21 protein-coding genes, 2 rRNA genes and 1 pseudogene are annotated in these 26,744 nt (G+C 71.7%); 6 read left to right on the forward strand and 18 right to left on the reverse strand.

Annotation, left to right across the window (positions count from 1 at the left end; translation table 11 throughout):
- Positions 1–67: 67 nt before the first annotated feature.
- From ACWCRD_RS24820 to ACWCRD_RS24830, 3 genes are all read right to left on the reverse strand, one after another.
- A complete protein-coding gene (locus tag ACWCRD_RS24820; RefSeq protein WP_450967958.1) occupies positions 68–2,140 on the reverse strand; it encodes a tetratricopeptide repeat protein in 2,073 nt (690 codons plus the stop codon).
- 162 nt (positions 2,141–2,302) lie between these two features.
- Positions 2,303–2,929, reverse strand: a complete 627-nt coding sequence (locus ACWCRD_RS24825) for an NUDIX domain-containing protein (protein WP_450967959.1) — start codon at positions 2,927–2,929, stop codon at positions 2,303–2,305.
- 105 nt (positions 2,930–3,034) lie between these two features.
- Positions 3,035–4,684 (reverse strand): CTP synthase, encoded by a 1,650-nt coding sequence (locus ACWCRD_RS24830; RefSeq protein ID WP_450967960.1) that lies wholly within the window; start codon positions 4,682–4,684, stop codon positions 3,035–3,037.
- A 469-nt stretch (positions 4,685–5,153) separates the two neighbouring features.
- Here ACWCRD_RS24830 and ACWCRD_RS24835 point away from each other — a divergent pair, with 469 nt between their 5' ends.
- From ACWCRD_RS24835 to ACWCRD_RS24845, 3 genes are all read left to right on the forward strand, one after another.
- Positions 5,154–6,956, forward strand: a complete 1,803-nt coding sequence (locus ACWCRD_RS24835; protein WP_450967985.1) for a glycoside hydrolase family 15 protein — start codon at positions 5,154–5,156, stop codon at positions 6,954–6,956.
- A gap of 66 nt (positions 6,957–7,022) precedes the next feature.
- A complete protein-coding gene (locus ACWCRD_RS24840; protein WP_450967961.1) occupies positions 7,023–8,405 on the forward strand; it encodes an FAD-binding oxidoreductase in 1,383 nt (460 codons plus the stop codon).
- Between the two features lie 651 nt (positions 8,406–9,056).
- On the forward strand, positions 9,057–10,712 hold the full coding sequence (locus tag ACWCRD_RS24845) for a PucR family transcriptional regulator (protein ID WP_450967962.1): 1,656 nt from the start codon (positions 9,057–9,059) through the stop codon (positions 10,710–10,712).
- On the opposite strand, the gene ACWCRD_RS24850 is transcribed toward ACWCRD_RS24845, so the two are convergent.
- From ACWCRD_RS24850 to ACWCRD_RS24860, 3 genes are all read right to left on the reverse strand, one after another.
- Positions 10,709–11,857 (reverse strand): glycosyltransferase family 4 protein, encoded by a 1,149-nt coding sequence (locus ACWCRD_RS24850; RefSeq protein WP_450967963.1) that lies wholly within the window; start codon positions 11,855–11,857, stop codon positions 10,709–10,711. The two genes, ACWCRD_RS24845 and ACWCRD_RS24850, sit on opposite strands and share 4 nt — an antisense overlap.
- A 182-nt stretch (positions 11,858–12,039) precedes the next feature.
- Positions 12,040–12,867 carry a hypothetical protein gene (locus tag ACWCRD_RS24855; RefSeq protein ID WP_450967964.1) on the reverse strand — a complete coding sequence of 276 codons (828 nt, stop codon included), beginning with the start codon at positions 12,865–12,867 and terminating at the stop codon, positions 12,040–12,042.
- A gap of 20 nt (positions 12,868–12,887) precedes the next feature.
- Positions 12,888–13,877, reverse strand: a complete 990-nt coding sequence (locus ACWCRD_RS24860) for a helix-turn-helix transcriptional regulator (protein WP_450967965.1) — start codon at positions 13,875–13,877, stop codon at positions 12,888–12,890.
- A 101-nt stretch (positions 13,878–13,978) separates the two neighbouring features.
- Between ACWCRD_RS24860 and ACWCRD_RS24865 the strand changes: the two genes are divergently transcribed.
- Positions 13,979–14,377 (forward strand): VOC family protein, encoded by a 399-nt coding sequence (locus ACWCRD_RS24865; protein ID WP_450967966.1) that lies wholly within the window; start codon positions 13,979–13,981, stop codon positions 14,375–14,377.
- 178 nt (positions 14,378–14,555) lie between these two features.
- Here ACWCRD_RS24865 and recN read toward each other — a convergent pair whose 3' ends face one another.
- The 4 genes from recN to ACWCRD_RS24885 form a co-directional block, all read right to left on the reverse strand.
- Positions 14,556–16,274, reverse strand: a complete 1,719-nt coding sequence (gene recN, locus ACWCRD_RS24870; RefSeq protein WP_450967986.1) for a DNA repair protein RecN — start codon at positions 16,272–16,274, stop codon at positions 14,556–14,558.
- 233 nt (positions 16,275–16,507) lie between these two features.
- Entirely contained in the window at positions 16,508–17,413 is a 906-nt protein-coding gene (locus tag ACWCRD_RS24875; protein WP_099927840.1) for an NAD kinase, read from the reverse strand.
- Positions 17,410–18,225, reverse strand: coding sequence for a TlyA family RNA methyltransferase (locus ACWCRD_RS24880; RefSeq protein WP_450967967.1), 816 nt, complete (start codon positions 18,223–18,225; stop codon positions 17,410–17,412). The genes ACWCRD_RS24875 and ACWCRD_RS24880 overlap by 4 nt, the downstream gene beginning before the upstream one ends.
- A 7-nt stretch (positions 18,226–18,232) precedes the next feature.
- Positions 18,233–18,556, reverse strand: a complete 324-nt coding sequence (locus ACWCRD_RS24885; protein ID WP_450967968.1) for a hypothetical protein — start codon at positions 18,554–18,556, stop codon at positions 18,233–18,235.
- 42 nt (positions 18,557–18,598) lie between these two features.
- Here ACWCRD_RS24885 and ACWCRD_RS24890 point away from each other — a divergent pair, with 42 nt between their 5' ends.
- Positions 18,599–18,946 carry an SCP2 sterol-binding domain-containing protein gene (locus tag ACWCRD_RS24890; protein ID WP_450967969.1) on the forward strand — a complete coding sequence of 116 codons (348 nt, stop codon included), beginning with the start codon at positions 18,599–18,601 and terminating at the stop codon, positions 18,944–18,946.
- Here the strand turns inward: ACWCRD_RS24890 and ACWCRD_RS24895 are convergent.
- The 4 genes from ACWCRD_RS24895 to ACWCRD_RS24910 form a co-directional block, all read right to left on the reverse strand.
- Complete coding sequence (locus tag ACWCRD_RS24895) at positions 18,930–19,808, reverse strand: ABC transporter ATP-binding protein (RefSeq protein WP_450967970.1); 879 nt, start codon at positions 19,806–19,808, stop codon at positions 18,930–18,932. The two genes, ACWCRD_RS24890 and ACWCRD_RS24895, sit on opposite strands and share 17 nt — an antisense overlap.
- Positions 19,805–20,842, reverse strand: coding sequence for a FecCD family ABC transporter permease (locus ACWCRD_RS24900; RefSeq protein WP_450967971.1), 1,038 nt, complete (start codon positions 20,840–20,842; stop codon positions 19,805–19,807). Before ACWCRD_RS24900 ends, ACWCRD_RS24895 begins: the two co-directional genes overlap by 4 nt.
- The gene (locus tag ACWCRD_RS24905) at positions 20,839–21,882 is read right to left on the reverse strand and encodes a FecCD family ABC transporter permease (protein WP_450967972.1); all 1,044 of its coding nucleotides are present in this window, start codon (positions 21,880–21,882) and stop codon (positions 20,839–20,841) included. Before ACWCRD_RS24905 ends, ACWCRD_RS24900 begins: the two co-directional genes overlap by 4 nt.
- A gap of 99 nt (positions 21,883–21,981) precedes the next feature.
- Entirely contained in the window at positions 21,982–23,010 is a 1,029-nt protein-coding gene (locus ACWCRD_RS24910; protein ID WP_450967973.1) for an HAD hydrolase-like protein, read from the reverse strand.
- A gap of 72 nt (positions 23,011–23,082) precedes the next feature.
- Here ACWCRD_RS24910 and ACWCRD_RS24915 point away from each other — a divergent pair, with 72 nt between their 5' ends.
- Positions 23,083–24,375, forward strand: a complete 1,293-nt coding sequence (locus ACWCRD_RS24915) for a DUF1015 domain-containing protein (RefSeq protein WP_450967974.1) — start codon at positions 23,083–23,085, stop codon at positions 24,373–24,375.
- 63 nt (positions 24,376–24,438) lie between these two features.
- Here ACWCRD_RS24915 and ACWCRD_RS24920 read toward each other — a convergent pair whose 3' ends face one another.
- From ACWCRD_RS24920 to ACWCRD_RS24935, 4 genes and pseudogenes are all read right to left on the reverse strand, one after another.
- A complete protein-coding gene (locus ACWCRD_RS24920) occupies positions 24,439–25,197 on the reverse strand; it encodes a hypothetical protein (protein ID WP_450967987.1) in 759 nt (252 codons plus the stop codon).
- Between the two features lie 21 nt (positions 25,198–25,218).
- A pseudogene (locus tag ACWCRD_RS24925) lies at positions 25,219–26,370 on the reverse strand (hypothetical protein); the annotation flags it as partial.
- A gap of 63 nt (positions 26,371–26,433) precedes the next feature.
- A 5S ribosomal RNA gene (rrf, locus tag ACWCRD_RS24930) occupies positions 26,434–26,550 on the reverse strand.
- Positions 26,551–26,654: 104 nt separating this feature from the next.
- Positions 26,655–26,744, reverse strand: a 23S ribosomal RNA gene (locus ACWCRD_RS24935); the annotation flags it as partial.

Raw genomic sequence — 26,744 nt, forward strand, 5'->3', positions numbered from 1 at the left:
ACCGCAGGAGAAGGTGCGGCAGAGCCAGTCTAATGAAGGCGTTCCCTCTGTCTAGCCTTTCATTGCATCAATCTTCGCCAGATGTACTACGGATTTCGCAGGTGTCATCGTCCTGTTGCAAGGGATCAAGGGGTTTCGGCTCCTGCTCACCGCCCTCGCGCTCCTCCCCCAGCAGCCGCTCGGCCGTGCCCCGGTGCAGCTGAGCGGAGGCGGGATCGCCCAGGCGTTCCAGCGTGTCGGCGAGCCGCAGCTGCAGCGCCGCCTGCAGCCGTACGTCCTCGGCACGCCGGGCCCACTCCACCGCCTCGTGGCAGGTGCGCAGCGACTCCTCGGGCCGCCCCGCGTACTCCTGGACGCGCGCGAGTTCGCTCAACGCCCGTGCGTGGGACGCGATGTCGCCGTTCTTGCGGTGCCGGGCGATCGCCGTGCGCCAGCCGCGCTGGGCCTCGCCGTAGCGGCCCGCATAGGTGTGGGCCGCGGCGATACGGCCGTAGAGCCGGGCGGCAGCCGCACGCTCGCCCCGGGCCAGGCGCTCGGCCAGGGCGCGGCCGAACCAGTCGGCGGCCCGGTCGTAGTCCCCGAGCTCCAGATGCGCACCGCCTACGGATTCCATTGCGCGGCCGCTCGCGTACGGGTCGTTTGCCTCCCGTCCGGCGTCCAACGCGGCCCGATAGCGCGCCAGCGCCTCCCTCGTGCGGCCGGTCTGGGCGTCCAGGTCGCCGAGGTTCAGCAGTGCGGCGGCCTTCTCGCGGGGCAGGTCCCGCCGCTCGGCCACGTCCAGGACGAGCCGGTGGATGCCGTACAGGTCGGGGGCGGCGGCCCGGGTGCCGAAGTGCGCGACCATGGCCTTGACCAGCTGGGACATCAGCCGGCGAGCGAGGGTGTCCAGCTCCCCGTCCGCGACGGCCAGCCGTGCCGCGGCCAGCAGCGCGGGCCTGCGCAGGCGCAGCCACTCCTCGGCGGCCCGGGGGCTCGGGAAGCGCACGGCGCGCGGCATGCCCTGGAGCTTCTCGCGCGCCTCGGGGCTGTCCGTCTCGGTGATCACCCGGCAGGACTGCAGCAGCCGTACCGTCCGCTCCAGCATGCGGGCGCGGGCCAGCTGCACCTCGCCGGGGCGGTCCTGGCTCTGGGTGAGCTTCTTCAGCAGGGGGTGCAGACAGCCCGGCACCTCGTACTGCGGCAACGGCGAGTCCGCGGCCCGCAGCAGACCGAGGGCGACGAACTCGTCCAGCGCGGCATGCGCGTCGCCGACCGAGCAGCCGGCGAGCGAGGCCGCGGTGTGCGGGTCGACCAGGCCGGCCGGGGCGAGGGAGAGCAGCCGCAGCATCCGGGCGGACGGCGCGGACAGCGAGGTGTAGACGAGCCCGAAGACCCGGCTGAGGGGCGTGCCCTCACCCTCCGTGTGCAGATGCTTGGCCAGATCGGCGACGGCAGCCTTGGGGCGGGCGGCGAGCCAGCCGCCCGCCAGTGTCAGCGCGGCGGGGTGCCCCTGGCACTCCTCGACCAGGCCCTCGGCGGCACGGGGGTCGACGGTGATGCGGACCGAGCCGGTGTGCCGGGTGAGCAGCTCCAGAGCGGACTTGGTGTCGAGGCCGCCGAGGGTGCAGGGGCGGACGTCGGAGATACCCGTGAGGGGGCCGCTCGACACGGCCACGACCAGGCAGTCCGGCGTGTCCGGCAGCAGGGCGTCGACCTGCTCGGCGTCCGCCGCGTCGTCCAGCAGCACCAGGGCCCGGCGGTCGGCGAGGGCGGTGCGCAGCGCCTCGGCCAGGTCGTCCGCGGCGGCTCCGGCGGGGGTGGGCAGCTTCAGCGCGGCGAGCAGTTCACGGGCGGTCTGTCCGAGGGGGACGGGCGTGCCGTCGGGCTCGCTCAGCCGCGCCCGGAGCACCCCGTCGTCGTAACGGTCCGCAACCTGCCGTACCAGTTCCTCGGCGAGGGCCGTGCGTCCGGAACCGGGCCTGCCCGCGATGAGCAGTACGCGCGCGCGTGGGGCCTTGCGGCCGGAGAGGGTGTCCAGGCCGGCGCGCTCGATGTCGGCGCGGAGTTCCTTCAATTCCCTTGTACGGCCCAGGAAGCGGCTCTCGTCAGCAGCGTGCCCCGACAGCCGTACACCGTCTGTGTTGACCGCCTGATCCGTCACGGGCCACACTCCCGTCCCACCGCACGCGCAAGCCCGCCGGGACTCCGGTACCGGGCATCAACAGAGCCTAGTTCACGCTCTGCAACGAACCTGGCGGAGCACGGCGGGCACATCCCCCGATCGGATCAGCAGATCGTCACACCGGTACGAAAGGGGTGGCGTTCAGGACTCGAAGGGACGCGCGGGCCACGGCGCCTCGGCGGGACGCAGCGCGTCGAGCCCGTCGCCCTGCTCCGCGGCGACCAGCGAAAGGACGCCCACGACAAGGCAGTTGTTGTGCAGCTCGCCCCCGAGGACGCCCCGTACGAGCTCCTCCAGGGGCACCCGCGCGATCTCCATGTCGGCCTCTTCGTGCTCGACCTCGAAGCGGTCGCCCTCGGCCTCGGACAGATCACGGGCGAGGAAGATGCGCACGGCCTCGTCGCAGCCGCCCGGCGTGGTGTAGACGTCGGTCAGCACACGCCAGTCCTCGGCCTTGACGTGCGCCTCCTCGTACAGCTCGCGCTGGGCGGCGTGCAGCGGGTTCTCGCCGGGCACGTCGAGCAGACCGGCCGGGATCTCCCACAGCTTGTGACGCACGGGGTGGCGGTACTGGCGGACGAGCAGGACCCGGCCGTCCTCGTCGAGGGCGAGGACGGCGACCGAACCGGGGTGGACCTGGTAGTCGCGGCGGGCCACATGTCCGTCGGGCATGACCACGTCGTCAGCGCGCACGGAGGTCTTGTTGCCCACGAAGGGGGTCTCCGTCGCCCGGATCTCCCACTCCTCGGGGGTGTCCTTGATCGTCATGCCCTGTCCTTCCGCACGCTTCTGCCACACGCTTCTGCCACGCCGAGTGAAACGGGGCGCTCACCTTTTGAGTGCGAGCGCCCCGGCCACCGTACAACTGGTGTGCTACTTGGAATTCTTCCGCTCGACCGAGGCCTTCACCAGACCCGCGAACAGCGGGTGCGGCCGGGTCGGGCGGGAGCGCAGCTCGGGGTGCGCCTGGGTCGCCACCAGGTAAGGGTGCGTCTCGCGCGGGTACTCCACGTACTCGACGAGCTTGCCGTCGGGCGAAGTGCCGGAGAACAGGATGCCGGCCTTCTTCTCCAGCTCCGCACGGTAGGCGTTGTTCACCTCGTAGCGGTGCCGGTGGCGCTCCTCGACGTACTCCTTGCCGTCGTAGACCTCGCGCACGATCGAGCCCTCGGCCAGCTTGGCCGGGTACATGCCCAGACGCATCGTGCCGCCCATGTCACCCTCGCCGGCGACGATGTCGAGCTGTTCGGCCATGGTGGAGATGACCGGGTGTCCGGTGGCGGAGTCGAACTCGGTGGAGTTGGCGTCGGTGATTCCGGCCAGGTTGCGCGCTGCCTCGATCACGATGCACTGCAGACCCAGGCAGAGGCCGAGCAGCGGGATCTTGTGCTCGCGGGCGTACTTGATCGCGCCGACCTTGCCGAGCACACCGCGGTCGCCGAAACCGCCCGGGATGCAGATGCCGTCGACGTCGCCGAGCTGCGCCGCGGCACCGGCCGGGGTCTTGCAGTCGTCGGAGGTGACCCACTTGATCTTCACCCGGGCCCTGTTGGCGAAGCCGCCGGCGCGCAGCGCCTCGGTGACCGAGAGGTAGGCGTCGGGCAGGTCGATGTACTTGCCGACCAGCGCGAGGGTGATCTCGTGGTCGGGGTTGTGGACGCGGTCGAGCAGATCGTCCCAGGTCCGCCAGTCCACGTCGCGGAACGGCAGGTCCAGCTTGCGGACGACGTACGCATCCAGGCCCTCGCCGTGCACGGTCTTGGGGATGTCGTAGATCGAGCGGGCGTCGGGGCAGGCGACCACGGCGGCCTCGTCGACGTCGCACATCAGGGAGATCTTGCGCTTGATCGCGGTGGGGACCTCGCGGTCGCAGCGCAGCACGATCGCATCTGGCTGAATACCGATGTTCCGCAGGGCCGCAACCGAGTGCTGGGTCGGCTTCGTCTTCAGCTCTCCCGACGGGCCGATGTAGGGCAGGAGGGAGATGTGGACGACGAAGACGTTGTCGCGCCCGACCTCGTGGCGGACCTGGCGGACGGTCTCCAGGAACGGCAGCGACTCGATGTCGCCGACCGTGCCGCCGACCTCGGTGATGACGACGTCGACCTCGTCGGTCGCCATGCGCCGGATTCGGTGCTTGATCTCGTTGGTGATGTGCGGGATGACCTGCACGGTGTCGCCCAGGTACTCGCCGCGCCGCTCCTTGGCGATCACCGTCGAGTAGACCTGGCCTGTAGTGACATTGGCGGAGCCGTCCAGGTCACGGTCGAGGAAGCGCTCGTAGTGTCCGATGTCCAGGTCCGTCTCGGCGCCGTCGTTGGTGACGAAGACCTCGCCGTGCTGGAAGGGGTTCATCGTGCCCGGGTCGACGTTCAGGTACGGGTCGAGCTTCTGCATCACGACCCGCAGGCCCCGCGCCTTGAGGAGCATGCCCAGGCTGGAGGCCGTGAGGCCCTTGCCCAAGGAGGAGGCGACACCCCCGGTGACGAAGATGTGCTTGGTCGTCGTAGATTTCGGCGGCATGGCCAAGAGGGGGCTCCCGTGGTCGCGGTTCGAGGTGCGGTGCCGGGGATTTCTCGCCCACCGGTCCACGGGCTACCAGGGTATCAGCGCCCGGCGGCGATGGCTTCCGGCCACGCAGCGCACACGAGTCACCACAGACCCGCACGGTCCTTCGCGTTTCTCACCCGATGCTCACCCGTTCGGCCTATTCGGGTTGCCCGGAGCGGCACGCAGATCATCTACGTGCGTCGTATCCTGCTCGGACACTCGCTGCCGAGCCCGGCCGGGTACACGGCACCACCCCCGCACGTGATGACCGGAACAACGAGAGCTCGTCAGTTCGTTGAGCATCAATTGTCGTTTTGCCACACGGCCAGGACGACTGCTTTGCTTCACCGCTCAACGACGCATTACAACGACCCCTTGACCGCAATAAGCGACAGCCCCCTTCCTTCACGGGGGTGACGTGGCCGTTCGACTGGAGTTGCACGTGGCCGGGCGCATCGAAGACTACGCACTCATCGGAGACATGCAGACCGCCGCCTTGGTCTGCCGGGACGGCACGGTGGACTGGCTGTGCCTGCCCCGCTTCGACTCGCACGCCATCTTCGCCGGCCTGCTGGGCACCGAGGAACACGGCTTCTGGCGGCTCGGCCCCGCCCACGCGGCCGAGGCGCAGCCCCCGACGGCGGCCCGGCGCAGCTACCGCGGTGACTCCCTGATCCTGGAATCCGAGTGGGACACCCCGCGCGGCACGGTCCGGGTGACCGATTTCATGCCCCCGCGTGACGGCGCCCCCCAGCTGATCCGCATCGTCGAGGGCGTCTCCGGCCGCGTCCCGATGCGCTCGGCCCTCCGGATGCGTTTCTCGTACGGCCGTGTCGTGCCGTGGGTGCACAAGCACGACGGCCGCACGGTCGCCGTCGCGGGCCCGGACTCCGTCTGGTACGACACCGAGTGCGAGACCTACGGCAAGTCGCTGACCACGTACTCGGACTTCACGGTCGCTCCCGGTGACCGCATCGCCTTCACCATCTCCTGGCAGCCCTCGCACAAGGAGCCGCCGCCGCTGCCGGAGCCGGAGGCCTCGCTGGAGGCGACGGAGGACTTCTGGCGGGAGTGGGTGGAGCACTGCACGTACCACGGCCCGTACCGCGAGGCCGTGGTCCGCTCCCTGATCACGCTGAAGGCGCTGACGTACGCCCCGACCGGCGGCATCGTCGCCGCCCCCACCACCTCCCTGCCCGAGGACATCGGCGGCGTCCGCAACTGGGACTACCGCTACACCTGGCTGCGGGACGCGGCCATCACCCTGTCCTCGCTGCTGCGCACCGGCTACCGCGAGGAGGCCCGCGCCTGGCGCGAGTGGCTGCTGCGGGCAGTCGCCGGCGACCCCGAGAACCTGCAGATCATGTACGGCATCGCGGGCGAGCGCGAGCTGGGCGAGGCGGAGCTGGACTGGCTGCCGGGCTACGAGAACTCCGCGCCCGTCCGCGTCGGCAACGGCGCCGCCCACCAGCTCCAGCTGGACGTCTACGGCGAGGTCACCGAGGCCCTGCACCTGGGCCACATGACCGGCCTGGCCCGCAGCGACTACGCCTCCCTGCTCCAGCTCAAGCTGATCCGCTACCTGGAGCAGCACTGGGACGAGCCGGACGAGGGCATCTGGGAGGTGCGCGGCCCGCGCCGCCACTTCGTGCACTCCAAGGTCATGGCCTGGGTCGCCGTCGACCGCACCATCAAGCTCATCGAGTCCGGCGACGCGGACGGCCCGCTGGAGCGCTGGCGCGACCTGCGCGACGACATCCACCGGGACGTCTGCGAGAAGGGCTACGACAAGGAGCGCAACACCTTCACGCAGTCGTACGGCTCGAAGGAGCTGGACGCCTCGCTGCTGCTGATCCCGCAGATGGGCTTCCTGCCCCCCGACGACAAGCGCGTCATCGGCACGATCGAGGCGATCCAGCGCGAGTTGTCCACGCCGGACGGCTTCATCCTGCGCTACCCGACGGAGGGTTCCAGCGAGGGCGTCGACGGTCTGCCCGGCGACGAAGGGGCGTTTTTGGCCTGCTCGTTCTGGATGGCGGACGACCTGGCGATGATCGGCCGCGTGGACGAGGCCCGCAAGCTGTTCGAGAAGCTGCTCGCGCTCCGCAACGACCTCGGTCTGCTCGCCGAGGAGTGGGACCCGCGTCTGCAGCGCCAGGTCGGCAACTTCCCGCAGGCCTTCAGCCACGTCCCGCTCATCGACACGGCACTGCGCCTGACGGCCTCGGGAGCCTACGGCGGCTGAACAGGACCACCGAGCCGGGCCCGCCTACGCTGGAGCCAACAGCCCCTGTACGGAAGGGGGCGCCCCATGGCTTCCCCGTCGAAGGCGGGCGCGGCCCTCGCCGCGCTGCGTGAGGATCTGGTCGGCGATGTGTTCGCCCCGGGGGATGTCGGCTACGACGAGGCCCGGGCGGTCTTCAACGCCCTGATCGACCGGCGGCCGGCGGTGATCGCGCAGTGCGTGGACGAGGCCGATGTCGTACGGGCCGTGCGCTTCGGCCGGGAGCTGGATCTGAAGATCGCCGTGCGCGGCGGCGGGCACAGCGTGGCGGGCATGGCGGTGAACGACGGCGGGCTGGTCGTGGACCTGCGCCACATGCGTGCCGTCACCGTGGACCCCGCGGCCGAAGCGGTGCGGATCGCGGGCGGCGCCACCATGAGCGACCTGGACCGCGCGACCGAGCCGTACGGCCTGGCGACCACCGGCGGCCGGGCCTCCACCACGGGCGTCGGCGGCTTCGTCCTCGGCGGCGGCACCGGCTGGCTGGACCGCTGGTGCGGACTGGCCGTCGACAATCTGCTCGGCGTCGAACTGGTCACCGCCGACGGCGAGCGGGTCCACGCGAACGCCGACGAGAACCCGGAGCTGTTCTGGGGCCTGCACGGCGGAGGCGGCAACTTCGGCGTCGCCACCGCACTGACCCTGGAGCTGCACGAACTGCCCGTCTTCTCCATCGCCTTCGTGATGTATCTGCCCGCCTTCGGCCGCGAGATGGTGCGCACCTACCGCGAGATCATCACGGCCGGCCCGGTGGAGGCGTCCGGGATGGCCGGCTACGTCACCGGCCCGCCGGCCGACTTCGTGCCGCCCCAGCTGGTCGGCCATCTGATGTGCGCTGCGTTGCTGACGTACGTGGGCGGCGAGGAGGACCTGCGCAAGCTCGCCGAGCCGCTGCTGGCGCTGCCGCACGAGGCCGAGGTCGTCGGCGCGATGCCGTACGCCGAGGTGCAGTGCCTGCTCGACGATCCGCCCGGGCTGCGGAACTACTGGTCGGCGGAGTACCTGACGGGCCTGCCCGACGATCTGGTGGACGTCTACTGCGGCCGCGGCGAGGCGATACCGGTACCGACGGGCGTCCAGTACGTGCTGCTCCCCCAGGGCGGCGCGATCGCGGACGGTCCGCACGAATACCCCGTGCCCTATCGGGACGCGCCGTGGGCGGTGCACCCCTTCGGCATCTGGCAGGACCCGGCGGACGACGAGCGGTGCCTGCGGTGGGTACGGGATGTACGCGCCGACGTCCGTCCGTGGAGCACCGGCGCGGTCTACCTCAACTTCATCGGCGACGAGGGCCCCGAGCGCGTGGTCGCCGGCATGGGCGCCGAGAACACCCGGCGGCTGGGCGAACTGAAGCGCCGCTACGACCCGGACAACGTCTTCCGGTTCAACCACAACATCAGGCCGATCTGAGCAGCTCCAGCGTGCGCCGACCCACCGCCCACCGGCCGTCGCCGGCACGAGTGCGATCCCGTCCAGCCCGGCCTCGGCACGGGCGTCGATACAGGCGCATACGGCATCTCGATCGCCAGCCGGGCGGACCGTACCCGCGGCTTCGGCCGGCAGGGCCCTCACCAGGGCGTCGGGATCGGCACCGCGTCCCCGGAGCCCGCCGCCGAGGGGTTCCGGCTCCGGATCGCCTGCGGCAAGCAGCCAGGCGGCGAGCTGGGCGGCGTACGGCCGCCGTCTCGGCCGTCGCGACCAGCTTGGCGCGCAGTGCGCGCACCCCCGGAGCAGGTACGCGGCGGCGGTGGCGATCGCTCGGTGGCCGAATGCGTCGACGGTGATCGGGCCGCCGGGCGGCGCAAGGCAGCGCCGGAAGGTGCTGCCCGGACGGCGGGCTCGCCCGGTGGGGCGTGGAGCAGCACCTTGCACCGCTGCCGCCGTCTCCTCCAGTACGGCCGCGGGGCGCACCCGGGGCGCCGGTGCACGCTCTCGACGACCCGTCCGCCGGAGGTGCCCAGCGCCACGCCTGCCGGTCAGCATCACCCATTCCCCGGCCCGCCGAGCCCCAGCCCCGCCCGGAGATGTCCCGCAGGCACCCGCGCGGGTAGCGTCCGGCTCATGGACAGCAGTGCGGGCAGCGACACGAGCAGCAGATTCGACACGCACGGAGCCGGGATCACCGTGCAGCGGGCGCTGGAGCTGCCCGGTCTGCGCAGCGGACTGCCGGAGGTCCTCGCGGGCGCCGACCGGCTGCAGCGCACCGTGCGCTGGGTACACGCGGGCGAGGTGCCGCACATCGCCTCGCTGCTGAAGGGCGGCGAGCTGCTGCTGACCACCGGCTACGGTCTCGGCACCCGGCCGGCCGAGCAGCGGGCGTTCGTGCGCACCCTGGCCGAGCGGGGTATCGCGGCCCTCGTGGTGGAGCTCGGCCCGCGCTTCACCCGCCTGCCCGCCGCGCTCGTCGACACGGCGCGCGCGGCCGGGCTCCCGCTGGTCCAGCTGCATCGCGAGGTGCCCTTCGTGGCGGTCACGGAGGAGGTCCACACCGAGATCGTCAACGGCCACTACGCGCTGCTGCAGCGGGCCGAGGAGGTGCACCGCCGCTGCACCGAGGCGCTGCTGGGCGGCGGCGGGGTGCCCCAGGTGCTGGGCATCCTGGCCGACTTCAGCGGCAACCCGGTCTTCCTGGAGACGACGGACGGACAGCTGCTGTACGCCGCCGGGGCCGGCCCCGAGGGCGCGGACCCGCTCCAGGTGTGGGAGGGGCTGCGCGGCCACCACAAGGACGCCCCGCCACCGTCGGGGTCGGTCCTAGTGGACGTACCCGGCGGCGGCCCGGGAACCGGTTCGGTACGCGCCCGCCTGGTCCTCCTCCCGGTACGGGCCCCGCTGGCCCCCGTGCACCGCATCGCGGCCGAGCGGGCGGCCGGCATCCTGGCCGTCGTCCTGATGCAGGCCCGGCAGGAGGAGGAGCTGGCGGCGCGGGGCCGCGGGGACTTCCTCACCGATCTCGCCGAGGGCCGTGTCGCCGCGGAGGACGCGCCCGCGCAGGCACGCGTGCTGGGCTTCAAGCCCGGCAGCAGCCCGCTGCTGCCGGTGGTGATGCGGCTGGGCGACACGCTGTCGCCAGGCGGGGGCTGGGCGGTGCTGGCCCGCGCGGTCGCCGAGGAGCTGGCCTCGGTGGGCGTTCCGGTCCTGTTGGGCGTACGGCCCGTCGAGGGCCGCGTGCCGTTGCTGCTGGGCCTGCGCGCGGAGGCTGACCGGTCGGCGGTCGCGGACCGGGTCGCGGCGGCGCTGCGGGCGGGCGTGGAGCGGGCCGGGATGCAGCGGCCGGGGGCGCCACCGCCGGTGGTGGTCGTCGGGGTGGCGGGCGGCTGGGCCGCGGCGTCGGCGGGCCTGAGGCACGCGGCGGAGACGGCGACGGCGGCGCAGGGCCTCTCGGACCGCCCCTGGTACGACGCCCGCCGCCTCGACATCGACCTGCTCCTGTGGCGACTGCGCGACCACCCGGACCTGGCGGCCTTCGTGGACCGTGCGATCGGCCCGCTGCGCGACCACGACAACCGCTCCAAGCCGCCCCTGCTGCCCACCCTGGAGACGTACCTGGCGCACGCGGGCCGCAAGGCGGAGACGGCCCGCGAACTCCACCTCAACCGGCAGACCCTCTACAACCGCCTGGCCCGGATCGGCGAGTTGCTCGGCACGGACCTCGACGACCCGCAGACGGTACTGGCGTTGAGCCTGGCACTGCGAGCGCGTAGGCACACCCCCTAGGGCTGCCCTCGGACGAGCGGCCGGCGCTGGGTCAACTCGTCGTAGACGCTGAGCACTTGGGCGACGGTCTCGTCCTCCGTCGGCCAGGTGGCGGCCTGCCGGACGCCCTTCTCCCGGAGCAGCTCACGGCGCTCCGGGTCGCCGAGGAGCCCGGTGACGGCGTCGGCGAGGGCCTCCGCGTCCCCGTACGGCACGAGTTCGGCCGCGTCGCCGACGAGTTCGGGGATGCCGCCGACATGGGTCGCGACGAGCGGCACGCGCGCGTGGAGCGCCTCCTGGGCGAGCACGGAACGCGATTCCCAACTGCTGGGCAGCAGTGCGAGATCGGCGGCGGCGAGCAGCGTCCGCACGTCGTCGCGCCGCCCGATGAGCCGGACGGGCAAGCCTTCGTCCTCGATACGGCGCTGCAGCACGGTCCGCAGCGGACCCTCCCCCGCGATCACGACGAGCGGCACGGGGTCCAGTCGACGCCACGCGCGCGTGGCGTCCAGCAGGGTCTCGTAACCGCGGTGCCGGTCGAGGGAGCCGACGGCCATGAGCAACGGGCGGCCCGTGGCGCCCAGTTCGGCCCGGATCTTGGAGCTCGGGCGGTCGGGATCCTCCGGCTCCGCGCCCGGAGGCGGCCCGGGCAGCGCCACGGCGGCCAGCCGCGCGTCCCGCGCCCCGGTCCGGCGCGCCCGGTCCACGAGGTCCGAGGAGGTGCCGAGCACCACGGTGGCGGCCTTCACGACCCGCCGCTCCAGGAGGCGCAGCAGATGGGCGCGGGCTCCTTCGGCGTGCGCCCGGTTGTGCCAGGTGACCACGAGGGGGGTGCGCCGGCCGCTGAGGGCCAGCGCGGCCCGGAAGGAGGCATGCAGCCCGTGCGCATGCACCAGATCGGCGTCCTTGCACGCGTCCCGCAGCGCGGTCACGGCTCCCGGGTCGCTGCTGCGCGGCACGTGCACATGGTCGGCGCCGGTCCCCGTGAAGTCGTAGGCGTGATCGGCCTCGACGGGCGCGCACACGGTGACCCGCACGCCCCGTGCGACGAGCCCCGCCGCCAGCGAACGCACATGCGCGCTGCTGCCGGCGTTGCCACCGCCGAGCACCTGCACGGTGCGCAGCGGCGACTGACCGTGCGGTGCGTGGCTGCTCACGGGGCTCACGTGGCCGGGGCTCCTGGTTCGGCGTCGGGCGGTCACGAAGAAAGTACAGAAGGATCCAGCGGAGGGGGTGTACCGCGCGGCTTCCTCCACGTACTACGCCAAGGATGCCAGGACGTACGGGCGTTCCGGCAACGAGAAGGTGACGCGAGTGCCGCACGGGGGCTGTGGGGCGGTGGGATTGGTCACTCGCACGAGTGAGAGAGGGGCACCTGGCCCCCACCCCATGACCGCGCCGCCTCGCTCACCTTGTCACCGTACGCCGCCGCAGCCACGAGGGCGGCTGCGTGCGCGAGGAGACCGGCGCGTCCTCCCCCACTCTCGGCTCCGCTCGAGCGGGGGGACCCCCATCCGGTGACTACCGCAGCACCCAGGGCTGCGCCGAGCGCGTGCGCCCCCGTGTCACCGAGCATCGCGCGCTCGCCGCGGTCGTCGGGCAGCACGGCCGTGGCGGCGCCCAGCGCCACGGCGGCCAGTTCCCTGCCGGGCCCCGGGCGCAGCAGCCCCGGCGCCGCGAGCGCGACCGTCGCTCCGGCGGCCCTGCCCGGTCGTACGTCCACGAGGTTCACGAAGTGGGCGGCTGAGGCGATCACGACGCCTGCGAGCACCTTGTCGACGGCCCGCTCCTTGAGCAGCGCACCCGCGACGAGCCCCGCGGCGGAGATCCCGAACAGCTTGACCGCGCCGCTGGTGACCTCGCCGTCCCGAAGGGCTGAGAGATGGTCCCGGAAGCCGTGCCGGGGGTCGCCGGCCCCGGCAACGTCGTCGTAGGCGCCGCAGGCACCCGCAGCCAGCACCGCGAACCCGGCGGCAGGCCTGACCCGGCCCGCTCCGACGGCCGCCGCGACCGCGGCCGCGGGACCGGCGTACAACTGGACGATCCGCCCCGCGTAGTTCTTCCGCTCCCAACGCGCGCGCCCACCCGGCGGCTTGGCGCTCAGCCCGGCGATGCCCGCCCGGGTCACAGACGCGGCGAGCCCGAACGACACTGCACTGCGAGCGAGGTTGACCATCGGGCCACCCTATGCGGCTGTCAGGCTCGGCGGGCGCGGGACATGAGGCGATCGGCGAGCGCCATGACGAGGTCGCGCAGTTCGGCGGGGCGCTCGATGACGAACGGCCGGTCGAGTGAGGCGAGCGTCCGAGGCAACCAGTCGAGCCGCTCCGCCCGTAGCTCGACGCGCAGCCAGCGCTCGGCCGCCGGGTCCTGACCGGCCGCGGGCTCGTGCTCCTCCACGCTCGCGACGCCGGCAGGGAGGTGCGCGCGGATCTGCTCCACCGTCCCGTGGATCCGCAGGGTCACCTCATGCCGGTACTCGGCCGTGGCGAACCCTGACAGCACGCGCTGTGCCGGACCGGGGCCCGCGGGCGCTTCGAAGGAGCCGGGCAGGGTCCTCGCGGCTGCGATGCGATCGAGCCGGAAGGTCCGGTCCTCCTCGACGTGGGCGTCCTTGCCGGTGACGTACCACCGGCCCGCGTGGGCGACGATCCCGTACGCGTGCAGAGTGCGTTCGCTACGGCGTCCCTCGCGGTCGGTGTAGCGGATCGAGACCGGGCGGCGGTGGCGCACCGCATCGGCGAGGGTGAGCAGGAGCGCGGCGTCCGGGTGGTCCAACTCGCCGGGCCGGTCGGTGAAGGCGAGAGCTTCCAGGAGGGTGTCGAGCCGGCGGGCGATGTGCGGGGGCAGCACGCGCCGGATCTTCGCCGATGCCGTCTCGTTCGCCGTGCGCTCCGTCGTCGTCAGGGCCGACCGGCGGCCGGCGACCAGGCCGAGGAGCACGGCCAGCGCCTCGTCGTCGCTGAGCATGAGCGGAGGCAAGCGGTACCCGGGAGCCAGCCGGTACCCGCCGTAGCGGCCGCGCACCGACTCCACGGGCACGTCCAGGTCGATCAACTGGTCCACATAGCGGCGCACGGTGCGCCCTTCGACGCCGAGACGGTCGGCGAGCTCGGCCACGGTCCGGGTGCCGCCCGACTGCAGCAGCTCCAGGAGTGTCAGCACGCGGCCGGTGGGTCGAGGCATGTTCGCAGCCTAACGCGAATACAGGACCGATTCTGTCCCCTATTTCTCCTAGCCTGCGACGTGCACGACCACCTCGCCCCCAGCACGTCAAGGAGATCTCCATGGACTTCGTCTCGATCCGCATCATCACCAGCGACGTCGCGCGCCTCGTCGAGTTCTACGAGCGAGCCACAGGGGCGCGGGCGACATGGGCCACCGAGGACTTCGCCGAACTCAGGACCGCGGGCGCCACCCTCGCGATCGCCGGCACCCGCACCGTCCCGCTGTTCGCCCCGGGCTCCGCCCGCCCGGCGGACAACCACAGCGTGATCACCGAGTTCCTCGTCGACGACGTGGACCGCGTCCACCAGAACCTGACCGGCTTCGTCACCGACTTCGTCACCGAACCCACCACGATGCCCTGGGGCAACCGTTCACTGCTGTTCCGCGACCCCGACGGCAACCTCGTCAACTTCTTCACCCCGGTCACCCCGCAGGCCATCGAAAAGTTCGCACGCTGACGCCACAGACAGCCGCCTCACGCGGGAGCCCCGAGATCCCGGGGCGCCTCGTTGAACACGGCCCCGAGCACGGTCGAACAGGCGATGAGATACGGCGGGGACGCTCACCCGCGAGTGGGCGTCCCACGCCGGCTCACCTCCGAGGACCCCGTGCGATCGAGACCCCCGGGCGAAACATCTAGACGTCCGCCCGTGCCGTCGCCAGCAGCTCCTCCGCGTGTGCCCGGGCGGTCTCGGAGTCCTCCTGGCCCGCGAGCATCCGGGACAGTTCCCGCACCCGTTCCTCGCCCTCGAGCACCTTCACGCCGGAGCGGGTCACGGACCCGTCGTTGGTCTTCTCGACCAGCAACTGCCGGTCGGCGAAGGCGGCCACCTGCGGCAGGTGGGTCACGACCACCACCTGCGCGCTCTTCGCGAGCTTCGCAAGGCGCCGCCCGATCTCGACGGCCGCCTTGCCGCCGACGCCGGCGTCGACCTCGTCGAAGAGATACGTCGGCACGGGATCCGTCCCCGCGAAGACGACCTCGACGGCGAGCATCACACGCGAGAGCTCACCACCGGAGGCGCCCTTGGCGATGGGCCGGGCCGGCGCCCCCGGGTGCGGGGCCAACAGCAGCTCGACCTCGTCGGCGCCGGACGGCCCGTAGGCGACCGTACGTCCGCCGACCTCCACGCCCTCCGGGTCCTCGGTCTGCCGGATGTCGAACGACACGCGCGCGTGCGGCATCGCGAGCGAGGCGAGCTCCGCGGTCACGGCGGCCGCGAACCGCTCCGCGGCCTCCGTCCGCGCATCCGTCAACGCCTGGGCTAGACCGCCGAGTTCGGTCCGCAACGCGTCCCGCTCGGCGGTCAGCTCGTCGATCCGCTCGTCGTCGCCGTCCAGCTCGGTCAGCCGCGCGGCACCCTGCTCGGCCCATGCGAGCACGGAGTTGATGTCCTCCCCGTACTTCCGGGTCAGACCGGTGAGCGCCGCCCGCCGTTCCTCGACGGCCGCCAGCCGAAGGGGATCCGCGTCCAGGTCGTCGGCGTACCCCGCCAGCTCCCCGGCGACATCGCCGAGCAGGATCCCGATCTCCCCGATCCGGTCGGCGAGCGCGGCCAGCGCCGGATCGTGCGCGCGTACCGCGTCCAGCGCCCGCTGGGCCCCCGCGACGAGCGTGGCGGCGTCGATGCCCTCGGGATCCTCCGGATTGCCCGCAAGGGCGGCATGAGCGGCTGTGGCGGCGGACGACAGGGCCTCCGCGTGCCCGAGCCGCTCGGCCTCCTCCGCCAGCTCCACGTCCTCCCCGGCCCGTGGCTCCACACCCGCGATCTCGTCGAGCCCGAACCGCAGCATGTCGGCTTCCTGGGCCCGCTCACGCGCGCGCGTGGTGATCTCTTCCAGCTCCACGGAGACGGCCCGCAGCCGCCGGTAGGCCTCGCCGTACTTGGCGAGCGGCCCCGCGACGGCCTCCCCGGCGTACCGGTCCAGCGCCTGCCGCTGCCGGGACAGCTTCAGCAGCCCCTGCTGATCGGTCTGCCCGTGCACGGCCACGAGATCGTCGGCGAGGTCAGCGAGCAGTCCCACGGGCACACTGCGCCCGCCCACATGCGCCCGCGACCGCCCTTCGGCGGAAACGGTACGGCTGATCAGCAGCGCCCCGTCGTCGAGCTCGGCCCCGGCCTCCTCGGCGCGTACGACGGCCGAGGCGCCCGCGGGTACGGAGATCCGCCCCTCCACGACCGCCTTCTCGGCCCCGATCCGCACGAGCGCCGGGTCCGCCCGCCCGCCCAGCAACAGCCCGAGGCTGGTGACCACCATGGTCTTGCCCGCACCCGTCTCACCGGTGACGGCAGTGAACCCGGGCGACAGCTCGACGACCGCATCGTCGATGACGCCGAGCGACCGTATCCGCATCTCTTCCAGCACGGACACGACCTTACGAGGTCGGGGGCGCCGAGTGCGACGCCCCCTGTCCCGGTTCTGTGAAGGTGCAGGTGACGAATGCGTATCGGCTGCGCATTATCACCCGGGCGAGTGCAGCCCCCAAGGGGCGCGGGGCTGTATCAATGTGCGGCTCCGCCGCGTGGGCGCGACAAGCCACAACGGACCCGCCGCCGCACAAGAATCCCCACACCCCCTACAGAGCGCTAATGCGGCGCCCCACGCCATCCAGACACCGGCAACGCAAACTTCGCCACAAGCCGGTCAGTAAATGACGCATGGTGCAACCGAGCCAACCGCACCGGCACAGCCCCCCGCCGCACCTCGACCCTGGCCCCCGGCGGCAACTCCACGGTCCGCCGCCCGTCACACCACAAGACCCCCGGCGGAATATGAGGCAGCACCTCGACCGCCAGCACCGAATCGGGCGACGTGACCAACGGCTTCGCAAACAGCGCATGCGCAGAGATCGGCACCATCAACAGCGCCTCGACCTCAGGCCACACCACAGGCCCACCTGCCGAGAACGCATACGCGGTCGACCCCGTCGGAGTGGACAGCACAATGCCGTCGCAGCCGAACCCCGTGACCGGCCGCCCGTCGATCTCCAGCACGACTTCAAGCAGCTTCTCGGCGCCGGCCTTCTGCACCGCCGCCTCGTTCAGCGCCCAGTCCGTGTGCACGATGTTCCCGTTCTGGTGAACGACGACATCGACGGTCATCCGCTCCTCGACCTCGTACGCCTTCGTCACCACCCGGTCGACGACCTTGTCGAGATCGTCCCGCTCGGCCTCGGCGAGGAATCCGACCCGCCCGAGGTTGACGCCGAGCATCGGCACCCCGGACGCCCGGGCGAACTCGGCGCCCCGCAGCAGCGTCCCGTCACCCCCGAGCACGATCAGCAGCTCGCACCCGTCCAGGCACTGCGGAGTGGCCTCCTTGACCAGCTGCACCTCCTCGGGCAGCGGCAGATCGGCCGCCTCGTACTCCAGGACGCGCACGCCGATGCCCTCCCGCAGCAGCCCCTTGACCACGAGTTCGGCGCTGCGAATGGCCGCGGGCCGCCCGGTGTGGGCGAGCAGGAAAACTGTACGAGCTCGGTTCTGGGTCAACGCGGCCCCTCCGCCACTGCACGGTCAACGTCGGCCGGGTCCAGTTCGGGTGCCCCGGTCCGCAGCCACAGAAAGTACTCGACATTCCCGGAAGGTCCGGGCAACGGGCTGGCGGTGACACCCTTCACCCCGAGCCCGAGTTCCCACGCCCTGTGGGCCACACCCCGCACGGCCTCCGCCCGCAGCTGCGAACTCCGTACGACTCCCCCACTGCCCAGCCGTTCCTTCCCCACCTCGAACTGCGGCTTAACCATCATCACCAGGTCGGCGTCCGGTTTCACACACCGCACCAGGGCGGGCAGGACCAGCCCGAGCGGGATGAAGGACAGATCCCCCACGACAAGATCCACAGGCTCACCATCGATCTCCTCAAGCGTCAACTCGCGTACGTTCGTACGGTCCTTGACGGTGACGCGTTCATCGCTCTGAAGAGTCCAGGCAAGTTGTCCGTATCCGACGTCCACGGCGACGACGTGGGCGGCCCCCGAGCGCAGCAGCACATCGGTGAAGCCGCCGGTCGAGGCGCCGGCGTCCAGCGCCCGCCGCCCTTTCACCACGAGCCCCTGCGGCGCGAACACCTGCAGCGCGCCGGCGAGCTTGTGCCCGCCCCGGGACACGTACTCGGGGTCGCTGTCGTCGGCCGTGACGACGATCGCCGCCGCGGTCTCCACCTGCGTGGCGGGCTTGGTCGCGACGGTCTTGCCGACGGTGACCCGCCCGGCCGCGATCAGCTGGCTGGCATGCTCACGCGAGCGCGCGAGCTTCCGGCGGACCAGCTCTGCGTCCAGACGGCGGCGTGCGACTCCTGCCACGTTCGGTTCAGCTCCTATGGCCATACGAGGGTGAAGGCGCCCTCTGGTCGTACGACGGCGAGGGTGCCTGGGGTCCCGGGCGGGCGTCGAGCGCGGTGAGCGCGTCGCGCAGTCCCCGGTGTACATCCTCGTACACCTCGAGGTGGCCGTCGGTGGCGAGGTGGTCGGCGTCGCCAAGGCGCTCCAGCTGGGCGTCCACGTCGGCGTTGCCGGTCGGGGTGCGGGGCACGTTCAACGGCGCGGGGGCGGCGGGGTCGTACTCGGGTTCCTGCGCGGGTTCGACCTCGACCGTTTCGTCTCCCACCGTGGCGTCGGGCACAGAGTCGCTCATGCCCAGACGCTACCCCGAACCGCTGGGGTACCGTCGATCGCGATGGCCACGATCGAGGAGTGCCGCGCCGCACTCGAGAAGCTCTCGGACAACATGCAGACCGCCGAAGGGGACGTCCGCACGGCAGCGTCCCTGGACCGCTCGGTGAGCTGCCGGATCACCGACCTCGACATCACGTTCGTCGGCAGGATGACGGGCGGCCGGATCGTGGTGCAGGACACGATCCAGGGCCCGCCACGGGAGAAGGCCGAGATCAGACTGACCATGAAGGGCGACGACCTGGTGGCCCTGGTCAACGGCGAGCTGAACTTCGCCAAGGCCTGGGGCTCGGGCCGGATCAAGCTGGAGGCGGGGCTGCGCGACCTGTTCCAGCTCAGGAAGCTTCTGTAGCCACCATGCGCGCGCGTGCCTTCCGCGCCGCGGGCACCACCAGCGGGGTTCCGGTCTCCGGGTCCTCGACGACCTGACAGCGCAGCCCGAAGACCTCCTCGACCAGTTCGGCGGTGACGATGTCACCGGGCGCTCCCTCGGCGATGACCTGCCCCTCGCGCAGGGCGATGAGATGGGTGGCGTACCGAGCGGCGTGGTTGAGATCGTGCAGCACGGCAACCAGCGTGCGACCCTGCTCCTCGTGCAGCTCGGCACAGAGATCGAGGACGTCGATCTGATGCTGGATGTCCAGGTATGTCGTCGGTTCATCGAGCAGCAGCAGCGGGGTCTGCTGGGCGAGCGCCATAGCGATCCAGACGCGCTGGCGCTGACCGCCGGACAATTCGTCGACATGGCGATCGGCGAGCCCGGCGACCCCGGTCTGTGCCATCGACTCCTGTACGACCCGCTCGTCCTCGGCCGACCACTGGCGCAGGATGCCCTGGTGCGGATACCGGCCGCGGCCGACGAGGTCGGCGACGGTGATGCCGTCGGGCGCGATCGACGACTGCGGCAGCAGGCCCAGCGTCCGCGCGACCTTCTTCGCCGGCATCGACTGGATGACCTGCCCGTCCAGCAGCACCCGCCCCTGGCTCGGCTTCAGCATCCGCGACAGGGCGCGCAGCAGGGTGGACTTACCGCACGCGTTGGGGCCGACGATCACGGTGAACGAGCTGTCGGGGATCTCCACCGAGAGCTGCTCGGCGATGACCCGCTGGTCGTAGGCGAGGGTGACGTTCTCGGCGGACAGCCGGTTCACGGTGCTCCTTCGGGTGTGGGGGTTCTTCGGGCCACTCGTGTCCGGCTGCGCGGGCTCGCTCATATCCGGCCGGCCCTGCGCTCGGTGACCAGCAGCCACAGCAGATGGACACCGCCGAGGACGCCGGTGACCACGCCCACCGGCAGCTGGTCGGCGCCGAAGGCCCGCTGCGAGATCCAGTCGGCGCCGACCAGCAGCGCGGCGCCCATGCACAGGGACGACAGCAGGTTGGGGCCGGGCGAGCGGGTCAGACGGCGGGCGAGCTGCGGCGCGGTGAGCGCCACGAAGCTGACGGGCCCCGCGGCGGCCGTGGCGGTCGCGGTGAGCAGCACGGCGGCCACCATCAGCAGCGCCCGTACCCGCTCCACCCGCACCCCGAGGGCGTTCGAGGCGTCGTCGCCCATCTCCATCATCCGCAGCCCGCGCGCGTTGGCGAGGACCAGCGGTACGAGTACGGCGCACAGCCCGAGCAGCGGCCAGACCTGGTCCCAGTCACGGCCGCTGAGGGACCCGGTCATCCAGACGACCGCGCGGGCGGCGTCGACGAGGTCGGAGACCGTGAGCAGATAGCTGTTGACCGCCGTGACGATCGCGGACACTCCGATACCGACCAGAACCAGCCGATAGCCGTGCACGCCCCGCTTCCAGGCGAGCAGATAGATGGCAAGCCCGGTCGCCAGCCCGCCCACGAGCGCCCCGAGGGTGACCTGGACCGCGCTCCCGGAGAACAGCACGATCATCACGAGCGCCCCGGCCGTCGCCCCCTGCCCGAGGCCGAGCACGTCCGGGCTGCCCAGCGGATTGCGGGTGACGGCCTGGAACAGCGCCCCACCGAGCCCCAGCGAGGCCCCGACCAGCAGCCCGACCAGGACACGCGGCAGCCGCAGCTCATTGACGATGAACTCCTGCCCGGCGTTGCCGCCCCCGGCCAGTGTCCTCAGTACGTCACCGGCCGAGATCGGGAAGTCGCCGGTGCCGATCAGCAGGACGCTCGCGGCGAGCGCGGCGAACAGCAGCAGGACGACGACGGTGGCGGCCCGGACGTCCAGGCGCACGGAGAGCCCGCCCGGCGTCCTCAGCACACGGTTGCTCCTCACAGCTGCGCCGTCCTCCGTCGTCGTACCAGAAAGATGAAGACCGGCCCGCCGATGATCGCGGTGATGATGCCGACCTGGAGCTCCGAGGGCCGGGCGACGACCCTGCCGACGACGTCGGCACCGAGCAGCAGCACCGGCGCCAGGATCGTGGCGTACGGCAGGATCCAGCGCAGGTCGGGGCCGGTGAAGGACCGTACGACGTGTGGGACCATCAGCCCCACGAACGCGATCGGCCCGCAGGCGGCGGTCGCCGCTCCGCACAGCACGACGGCGGCGAGCATGGACAGCGCCCGGGTGCGGTTCAGATTGGCGCCGAGGGCCTTGGCCGTGTCGTCGCCCATGACCACGGCGTTGAGCGGCCGGGCGAGCGCGAGAGCGAGGACCGTGCCGACCGCGAGGAACGGCAGCACCTGCAGAATGGTCGAGTCGGTCGCCGAGGAGAGCGAACCGACCGTCCAGAAGCGCATCTTGTTCAGCGCCGCCTCGTCCGTGATCATCACGGCCTGCAGATAGCCGTACAGGGCGGCGCTGATGGCGGTACCGGCGAGCGCGAGCCGCACCGGCGTCGCGCCCCGGCTGCCGCCGAGGAACCAGACCAGCGCACCCACGGCACCCGCCCCGAAAAAGGCGAACCACACATAGCCGTTGAGGCTCGTGACGCCGAAGTACGTCATGGCGGTGACGACCGCGGCCGACGCGCCCGCGTTGATACCGAGCAGCCCGGGGTCGGCCAGCGGATTACGGGTGAGCGCCTGCAGTACCGCCCCGGACAGGCCGAGTGCCGCGCCGGCGAGCAGCCCGAGCACGGTCCGCGACAGCCGCTCGTCGACCACGACGTCGCCGTACGTCCCCGTGTCCTGGAACAGCCCGTGCCAGACCTGCTCCAGGGGCAGTTCTTTCGCCCCGACGGCGATGCTCGCCAGCGCGACGAGCACCAGGACGGCAAGGGATGCAATGAGCCCAAAGGCACGTATCGTCCGGCGGATTGGGGGCGCGGGGGCGGTGTCCGCGCGCTGTTCTGGAGGACTGTCGACCAACACGTCAGTTAGGTTAGCCTACCCTCGCTTCAGCCTCCGATCCCCGGTCGCGACGGCCGGGCGATTCAGAGCCCCCGTCCGCCACCCGCCCGGTGCGTCGCCTCACAACTCCAGCCGCGCGAGCGCCTTCCCCGCATCCAGCGCGCACACACCCTCACCGGCCGCCGTCCAGGCCGCCGCGCACAATGCCCGCAGACCGTCCAAGGCCTCGCCGTCACCGTCCAGTTCGAGCCGGTCCACACCCGATGTCGCCGTCCAGCCGCCGCATCGGAAGCCGTCCCCCGCCTCGACGACCTCGGGCTGTCCCGTGAGCAGTCCGCGCAGATCCGCGTCGACGTACGTCGGGCGGTGCTGCGGCGGCGCGGCGAGCAGCTGCGCGCCGTCGGTGACACCGGTCAGCACGAGCAGCGAGTCGACCTCCCCGTTGAACGCGCCCTCGATGTCCGTGTCCAGCCGGTCCCCGACCACCAACGGCCGCCGGGCGCCCGTCCGCAGGATCGTCTCCCGGTGCATGGGAGGCAACGGCTTGCCCGCGACCTGCGGTTCGGCACCGGTCGCTATCCGCACCACCTCCACTGCGGCGCCGTTGCCCGGTGCGATCCCACGCCCACTGGGAATCGTCAGGTCGGTGTTGGAGGCGTACCAGGGCACCCCCCGCGCGATGGCGTAACAGGCCTCCGCGAACCGCGCCCACTGCAACTCGGGTCCGCCGTACCCCTGCACGACGGCCGCCGGATCGTCCTCCGCCGACTCGACGGGCACGAGCCCCCGCTCGCGCAGCGCGACCCGCAGCCCCTCCCCACCGATGACCAGCACACGCGCCCCGGCCGGCACCTGCTCGCTGATCAGCCGTGCGACCGCCTGAGCGGAGGTGATGACGTCATCGGCCCCGGTCGGTATCCCCAGCTCGGTCAGATGGTCCGCCACCGTGTCCGGCGTCCGCAGCGCGTTGTTGGTGACGTACGCGAGATGCATCCCGCCCGCCCGAGCCGTGGCCAGCGATTCGACCGCGTACGCAATGGCACTGCCCCCCGCGTACACCACACCGTCGAGGTCAAGCAGCGCGGTGTCGTACGCCTCGCTCAGGGCCTGGCCACTGCCCTCGGGCCTCGTCCTGACGCTCTGGCTCATTCCACATCGCTCCTCGTTCGACGGCTTTCCCCCGATCATCCCTCACGCCACTGACACACGTACGATGCCGGGATGAACACAGCAGGTCACTCGGAAGCAACGGCGCGCCGAGGCCTGGAACTCACCCCGTTCCGAGGCCTTCGCTACGACCCCGACCGGGTCGGCAGCCTCGCCGCCGTGACGTCCCCGCCGTACGACGTCGTCGTCCGCCCCGACGGCCTGCACCACCTCCAGTCCGCCGACCCGCACAACATCGTCCGTCTGATCCTGCCGCAGGCCACCACCCCCACGGCCCGCAACGAACAGGCCGGCGACACCCTGCGTCGCTGGCTCGCCGAGGGCATCCTGACCACCGACCCCGAACCCGGCCTGTACGTCTACGAGCAGTGCGACGGCGGCGGAATGCTGCAGCGCGGCATCATCGGCGCCCTGCGCGTCTCGGACCCGTCGGAAGGCGTGGTCCTGCCGCACGAGGACGTCATGCCGCACGTGGTCGCCGACCGCGCGGCCCTGATGCGCGCCACCTCCGCGAACCTCGAACCCCTGCTCCTGACCTACCGCGGGAACGGCTCGACGTCTTCGGCGATCGAGGTCGTGGAACGCGCCGCCGGGCACCCTCCCCTCCTGGCCACCACCACGGAGGACGGCTTCAGCCACCGCCTGTGGTCGATCACCGACCCGGACGACCTCGCCCGCATCCAGTCCGACCTCTCCCAGCACCAGGCCCTCATCGCCGACGGCCACCACCGCTGGGCGACCTATCGCCGGCTCCGCACCGAGCACACCTCGCCGAGCCCCTGGGACTACGGCCTCGTCCTCCTGGTCGACACGGCCCGCTACCCGTTGCGCGTCCGCGCCATCCACCGCCTCCTGCACGGCCTGCCGGTCGCCGACGCACTCGCCGCCCTGGACGGCCTGTTCCGCATACGGCACCTGCCCGAACCCCTGCCGGAGGCCCTGGACGCACTGGCCGACGCCGCCTGCGCCGGCAACGCCTTCCTGCTCGCCGGCGACGGCGCGTTCCACCTGATCGACCGCCCGGACCCGGACCTCCTGGCCCGTACGATCCCCGCCGACCGCCCCGCGGCCTGGCGCACCCTGGACGCCACGGTCCTGCACGCCACGCTCCTCGACCATGTCTGGCACATCCCCGAGGACGACCCGGCACGTATCGCCTACATCCACGACACGGCGGCCACGGTCGAGAAGGCGGAACGCGACGGCGGTACGGCCGTCCTGATGCACCCGGTACGCGAGGAGGTCGTCCGCGACCTGGCCCGCCAGGGCGTGACGATGCCCCGCAAGTCGACCTCGTTCGGCCCGAAGCCCGCGTCGGGGCTGGTGCTGCGTGCGCTGGACCTCTGAGGCCCTCTGAGCCCTCTGACATGCGAAAGGGCGGGACCTCATGGTCCCGCCCTTCCTCACAGCTCAGTCCTTGTCGTCCTCGGCCTTGGCCTCGACCTCGGCATCGGTCTCCGTGGCGTCGCCCTCGTCACCTTCGTCGCTCTCGTCGAAGGCGTCGACGAACTCCACACCGTCCAGCTCGGCAAGCCGGTCCGAGGCGTCCGTGCTGCCGTCCTTGTCGGCCTCGACGGCCTTCGCGAACCACTCCCGCGCCTCACCCTCGCGACCGGCGGCGAGCAGCGCGTCCGCGTAGGCGTACCGCAGCCGCGCGGTCCACGGCTGCACGGAGCTGGAGGCCAACTCGGGGCTCTGCAGCGTCACGATGGCCGCGTCGAGCTGCCCCATGTCACGCCGGGCGCCGGCCGCGACGAGCCGCATCTCGACCTGTCCGGCCTTGTCGAGCTTCTGCACCTCGGGCGCCCCGGCCATGTCCAGCGCCTTCTCCGGCCGCCCGAGTCCACGCTCGCAGTCGGCCATGACAGGCCACAGCTCCGCGCTGCCGGTCATCCGCCGCGCGGCCCGGAACTCGGCAAGCGCCTCGGAGTACTTCTGGTTCGCGTACGCGGCGAACCCGCCCGCCTCGCGTACGGCGGCGACGCGCGACGCCAGCCGCAGCGCGATCTTGGAGTAGGCGTAGGCGCGCTCGGGGTCCTCGTCGATGAGCCGGGCGACCATCACCAGGTTCTTGGCGACATCATCCGCGAGCGTCTTCGGCAGGCTCAGCAGCTCCTGCCGTACGTCCTTGTCGATCTCGTCGCCGGTGACGTCCTCCGGGATCGGCAGCCGCTTGATCGGCTCGCGGTCACGGTCCCGCTCGTCACGGAACCGACCGCCACCAGCGCCGCGTCGGTCGTCACGCCCGCGGAAGCCTCCGGGACGGCCACCGCGGTCGTCCCGACGGGGGCCCCCGCGTCCACCACGGTCATCACGGCCGCGGAACCCACCGCGCTCGCCCCGGCTGTCGTCCCGCCGGAAGCCACCGCGGTCGCCTTCCCGACGCTCGCCACGGTCGTCCCGCCGGAAGGGCGGACGCTCTCCGCGCTCGCCACGGTCATCACGACGGAACGAAGGGCGGTCCCCGCGCTCTCCGCGGTCTGCACGCTCGTCACGACGGAAGGAGGGGCGGTCTCCACGTTCTCCACGTTCTCCACGGTCGTCACGCCGGAAGGACGGACGGTCTCCCCGCTCCCCGCGGTCGTCACGCCGGAAGCCGCGGTCACGGTCGTCGCCGCGGAAGCCACGGTCACGATCGTCCCTGCGGTCGTCGCGGCGGCCGTAGCTACCGCGGTCGGACCCACCGCGGTTGTCGTCACGCCGGTCGTCCCGACGATCATCCCTGCGGAAGCCGCCACGATCGCCGCGATCGCCGCGATCGTCGGGCCGGCGGTCGTCCCGACGGCCGTACCCGCCACCCCGGTTGTCGTCCCGGCGGAAGCCACCGCGGTCGTTGTCGCGCCGCTCGCCACCACGGTCGTCACGACGGAAGGAGGGGCGGTCGCCACGGTCTCCGCGGTCGTCACGGCGGAAACCGCGGTCACGATCCCTGTCGTCCCGGCGCGGCCCGCGGTCGCGGTCGTCGCGCTGGAACGCCGGACGGGAGCCACGGTCGCCCTCGCGCCGGTCGTCCCGACGGCCGTACCCGCCACCCCGGTTGTCGTCCCGGCGGAAGCCTCCGCGGTCCCCGCGGTCATCACGCGGGCGGTCGTCACGCCGGCCGTGTCCACCACGGTTGTCGTCGCGGCGGCCGTAGCCACCACGGTCGGAACCACCACGGTCGGAACCACCGCGGTCGGAACCACCGCGGTTGTCATCGCGCCGGTCGTCCCGACGGGAACCACCGCGGTAACCGCCGCGATCGCCGCGGTCCCCACTGTCCCGTCGCCGCTGGTCGCGTTCCGGTCGGTCGTCGGGAGAGTTGGTGGACATCGGTGACTCCTGTCTTCGGTACACAAGCATTGTAAAAACGAAAGGACCCCTGGTCCCAGCTGAACGCTGGGACCAGGGGTCCTTCCAAAGATTGTTCGGCGGCGTCCTACTCTCCCACAGGGTCCCCCCTGCAGTACCATCGGCGCTGTAAGGCTTAGCTTCCGGGTTCGAAATGTAACCGGGCGTTTCCCTCACGCTATAACCACCGAAACCCTAATGGTTTCGAGCGAACAAGCACACTCTTCTGTTATGTGTTCTGCTCAAAGCCGACAACGGTCGTTGTCTCAGAACTAACACAGTGGACGCGAACAACTGAGGACAAGCCCTCGGCCTATTAGTACCGGTCACCTCCACACCTTGCGGTGCTTCCAGATCCGGCCTATCAACCCAGTCGTCTACTGGGA

The organism is Streptomyces sp. NPDC002092 (genome assembly GCF_053593775.1).

Excerpts from the sequence above, each read along its gene's own strand:
- ACWCRD_RS24825 (WP_450967959.1), bottom strand. The coding sequence starts at position 2,929 with ATGACGATCAAGGACACCCCCGAGGAGTGGGAGATCCGGGCGACGGAG.
- ACWCRD_RS24830 (WP_450967960.1), bottom strand. The coding sequence starts at position 4,684 with ATGCCGCCGAAATCTACGACGACCAAGCACATCTTCGTCACCGGGGGT.
- ACWCRD_RS24840 (WP_450967961.1), top strand. The coding sequence starts at position 7,023 with ATGGCTTCCCCGTCGAAGGCGGGCGCGGCCCTCGCCGCGCTGCGTGAG.
- ACWCRD_RS24845 (WP_450967962.1), top strand. The coding sequence starts at position 9,057 with ATGGACAGCAGTGCGGGCAGCGACACGAGCAGCAGATTCGACACGCAC.
- ACWCRD_RS24855 (WP_450967964.1), bottom strand. The coding sequence starts at position 12,867 with ATGGTCAACCTCGCTCGCAGTGCAGTGTCGTTCGGGCTCGCCGCGTCT.
- ACWCRD_RS24860 (WP_450967965.1), bottom strand. The coding sequence starts at position 13,877 with ATGCCTCGACCCACCGGCCGCGTGCTGACACTCCTGGAGCTGCTGCAG.
- ACWCRD_RS24865 (WP_450967966.1), top strand. The coding sequence starts at position 13,979 with ATGGACTTCGTCTCGATCCGCATCATCACCAGCGACGTCGCGCGCCTC.
- recN (WP_450967986.1), bottom strand. The coding sequence starts at position 16,274 with ATGCGGATACGGTCGCTCGGCGTCATCGACGATGCGGTCGTCGAGCTG.
- ACWCRD_RS24885 (WP_450967968.1), bottom strand. The coding sequence starts at position 18,556 with ATGAGCGACTCTGTGCCCGACGCCACGGTGGGAGACGAAACGGTCGAG.
- ACWCRD_RS24890 (WP_450967969.1), top strand. The coding sequence starts at position 18,599 with ATGGCCACGATCGAGGAGTGCCGCGCCGCACTCGAGAAGCTCTCGGAC.
- ACWCRD_RS24895 (WP_450967970.1), bottom strand. The coding sequence starts at position 19,808 with ATGAGCGAGCCCGCGCAGCCGGACACGAGTGGCCCGAAGAACCCCCAC.
- ACWCRD_RS24910 (WP_450967973.1), bottom strand. The coding sequence starts at position 23,010 with ATGAGCCAGAGCGTCAGGACGAGGCCCGAGGGCAGTGGCCAGGCCCTG.
- ACWCRD_RS24915 (WP_450967974.1), top strand. The coding sequence starts at position 23,083 with ATGAACACAGCAGGTCACTCGGAAGCAACGGCGCGCCGAGGCCTGGAA.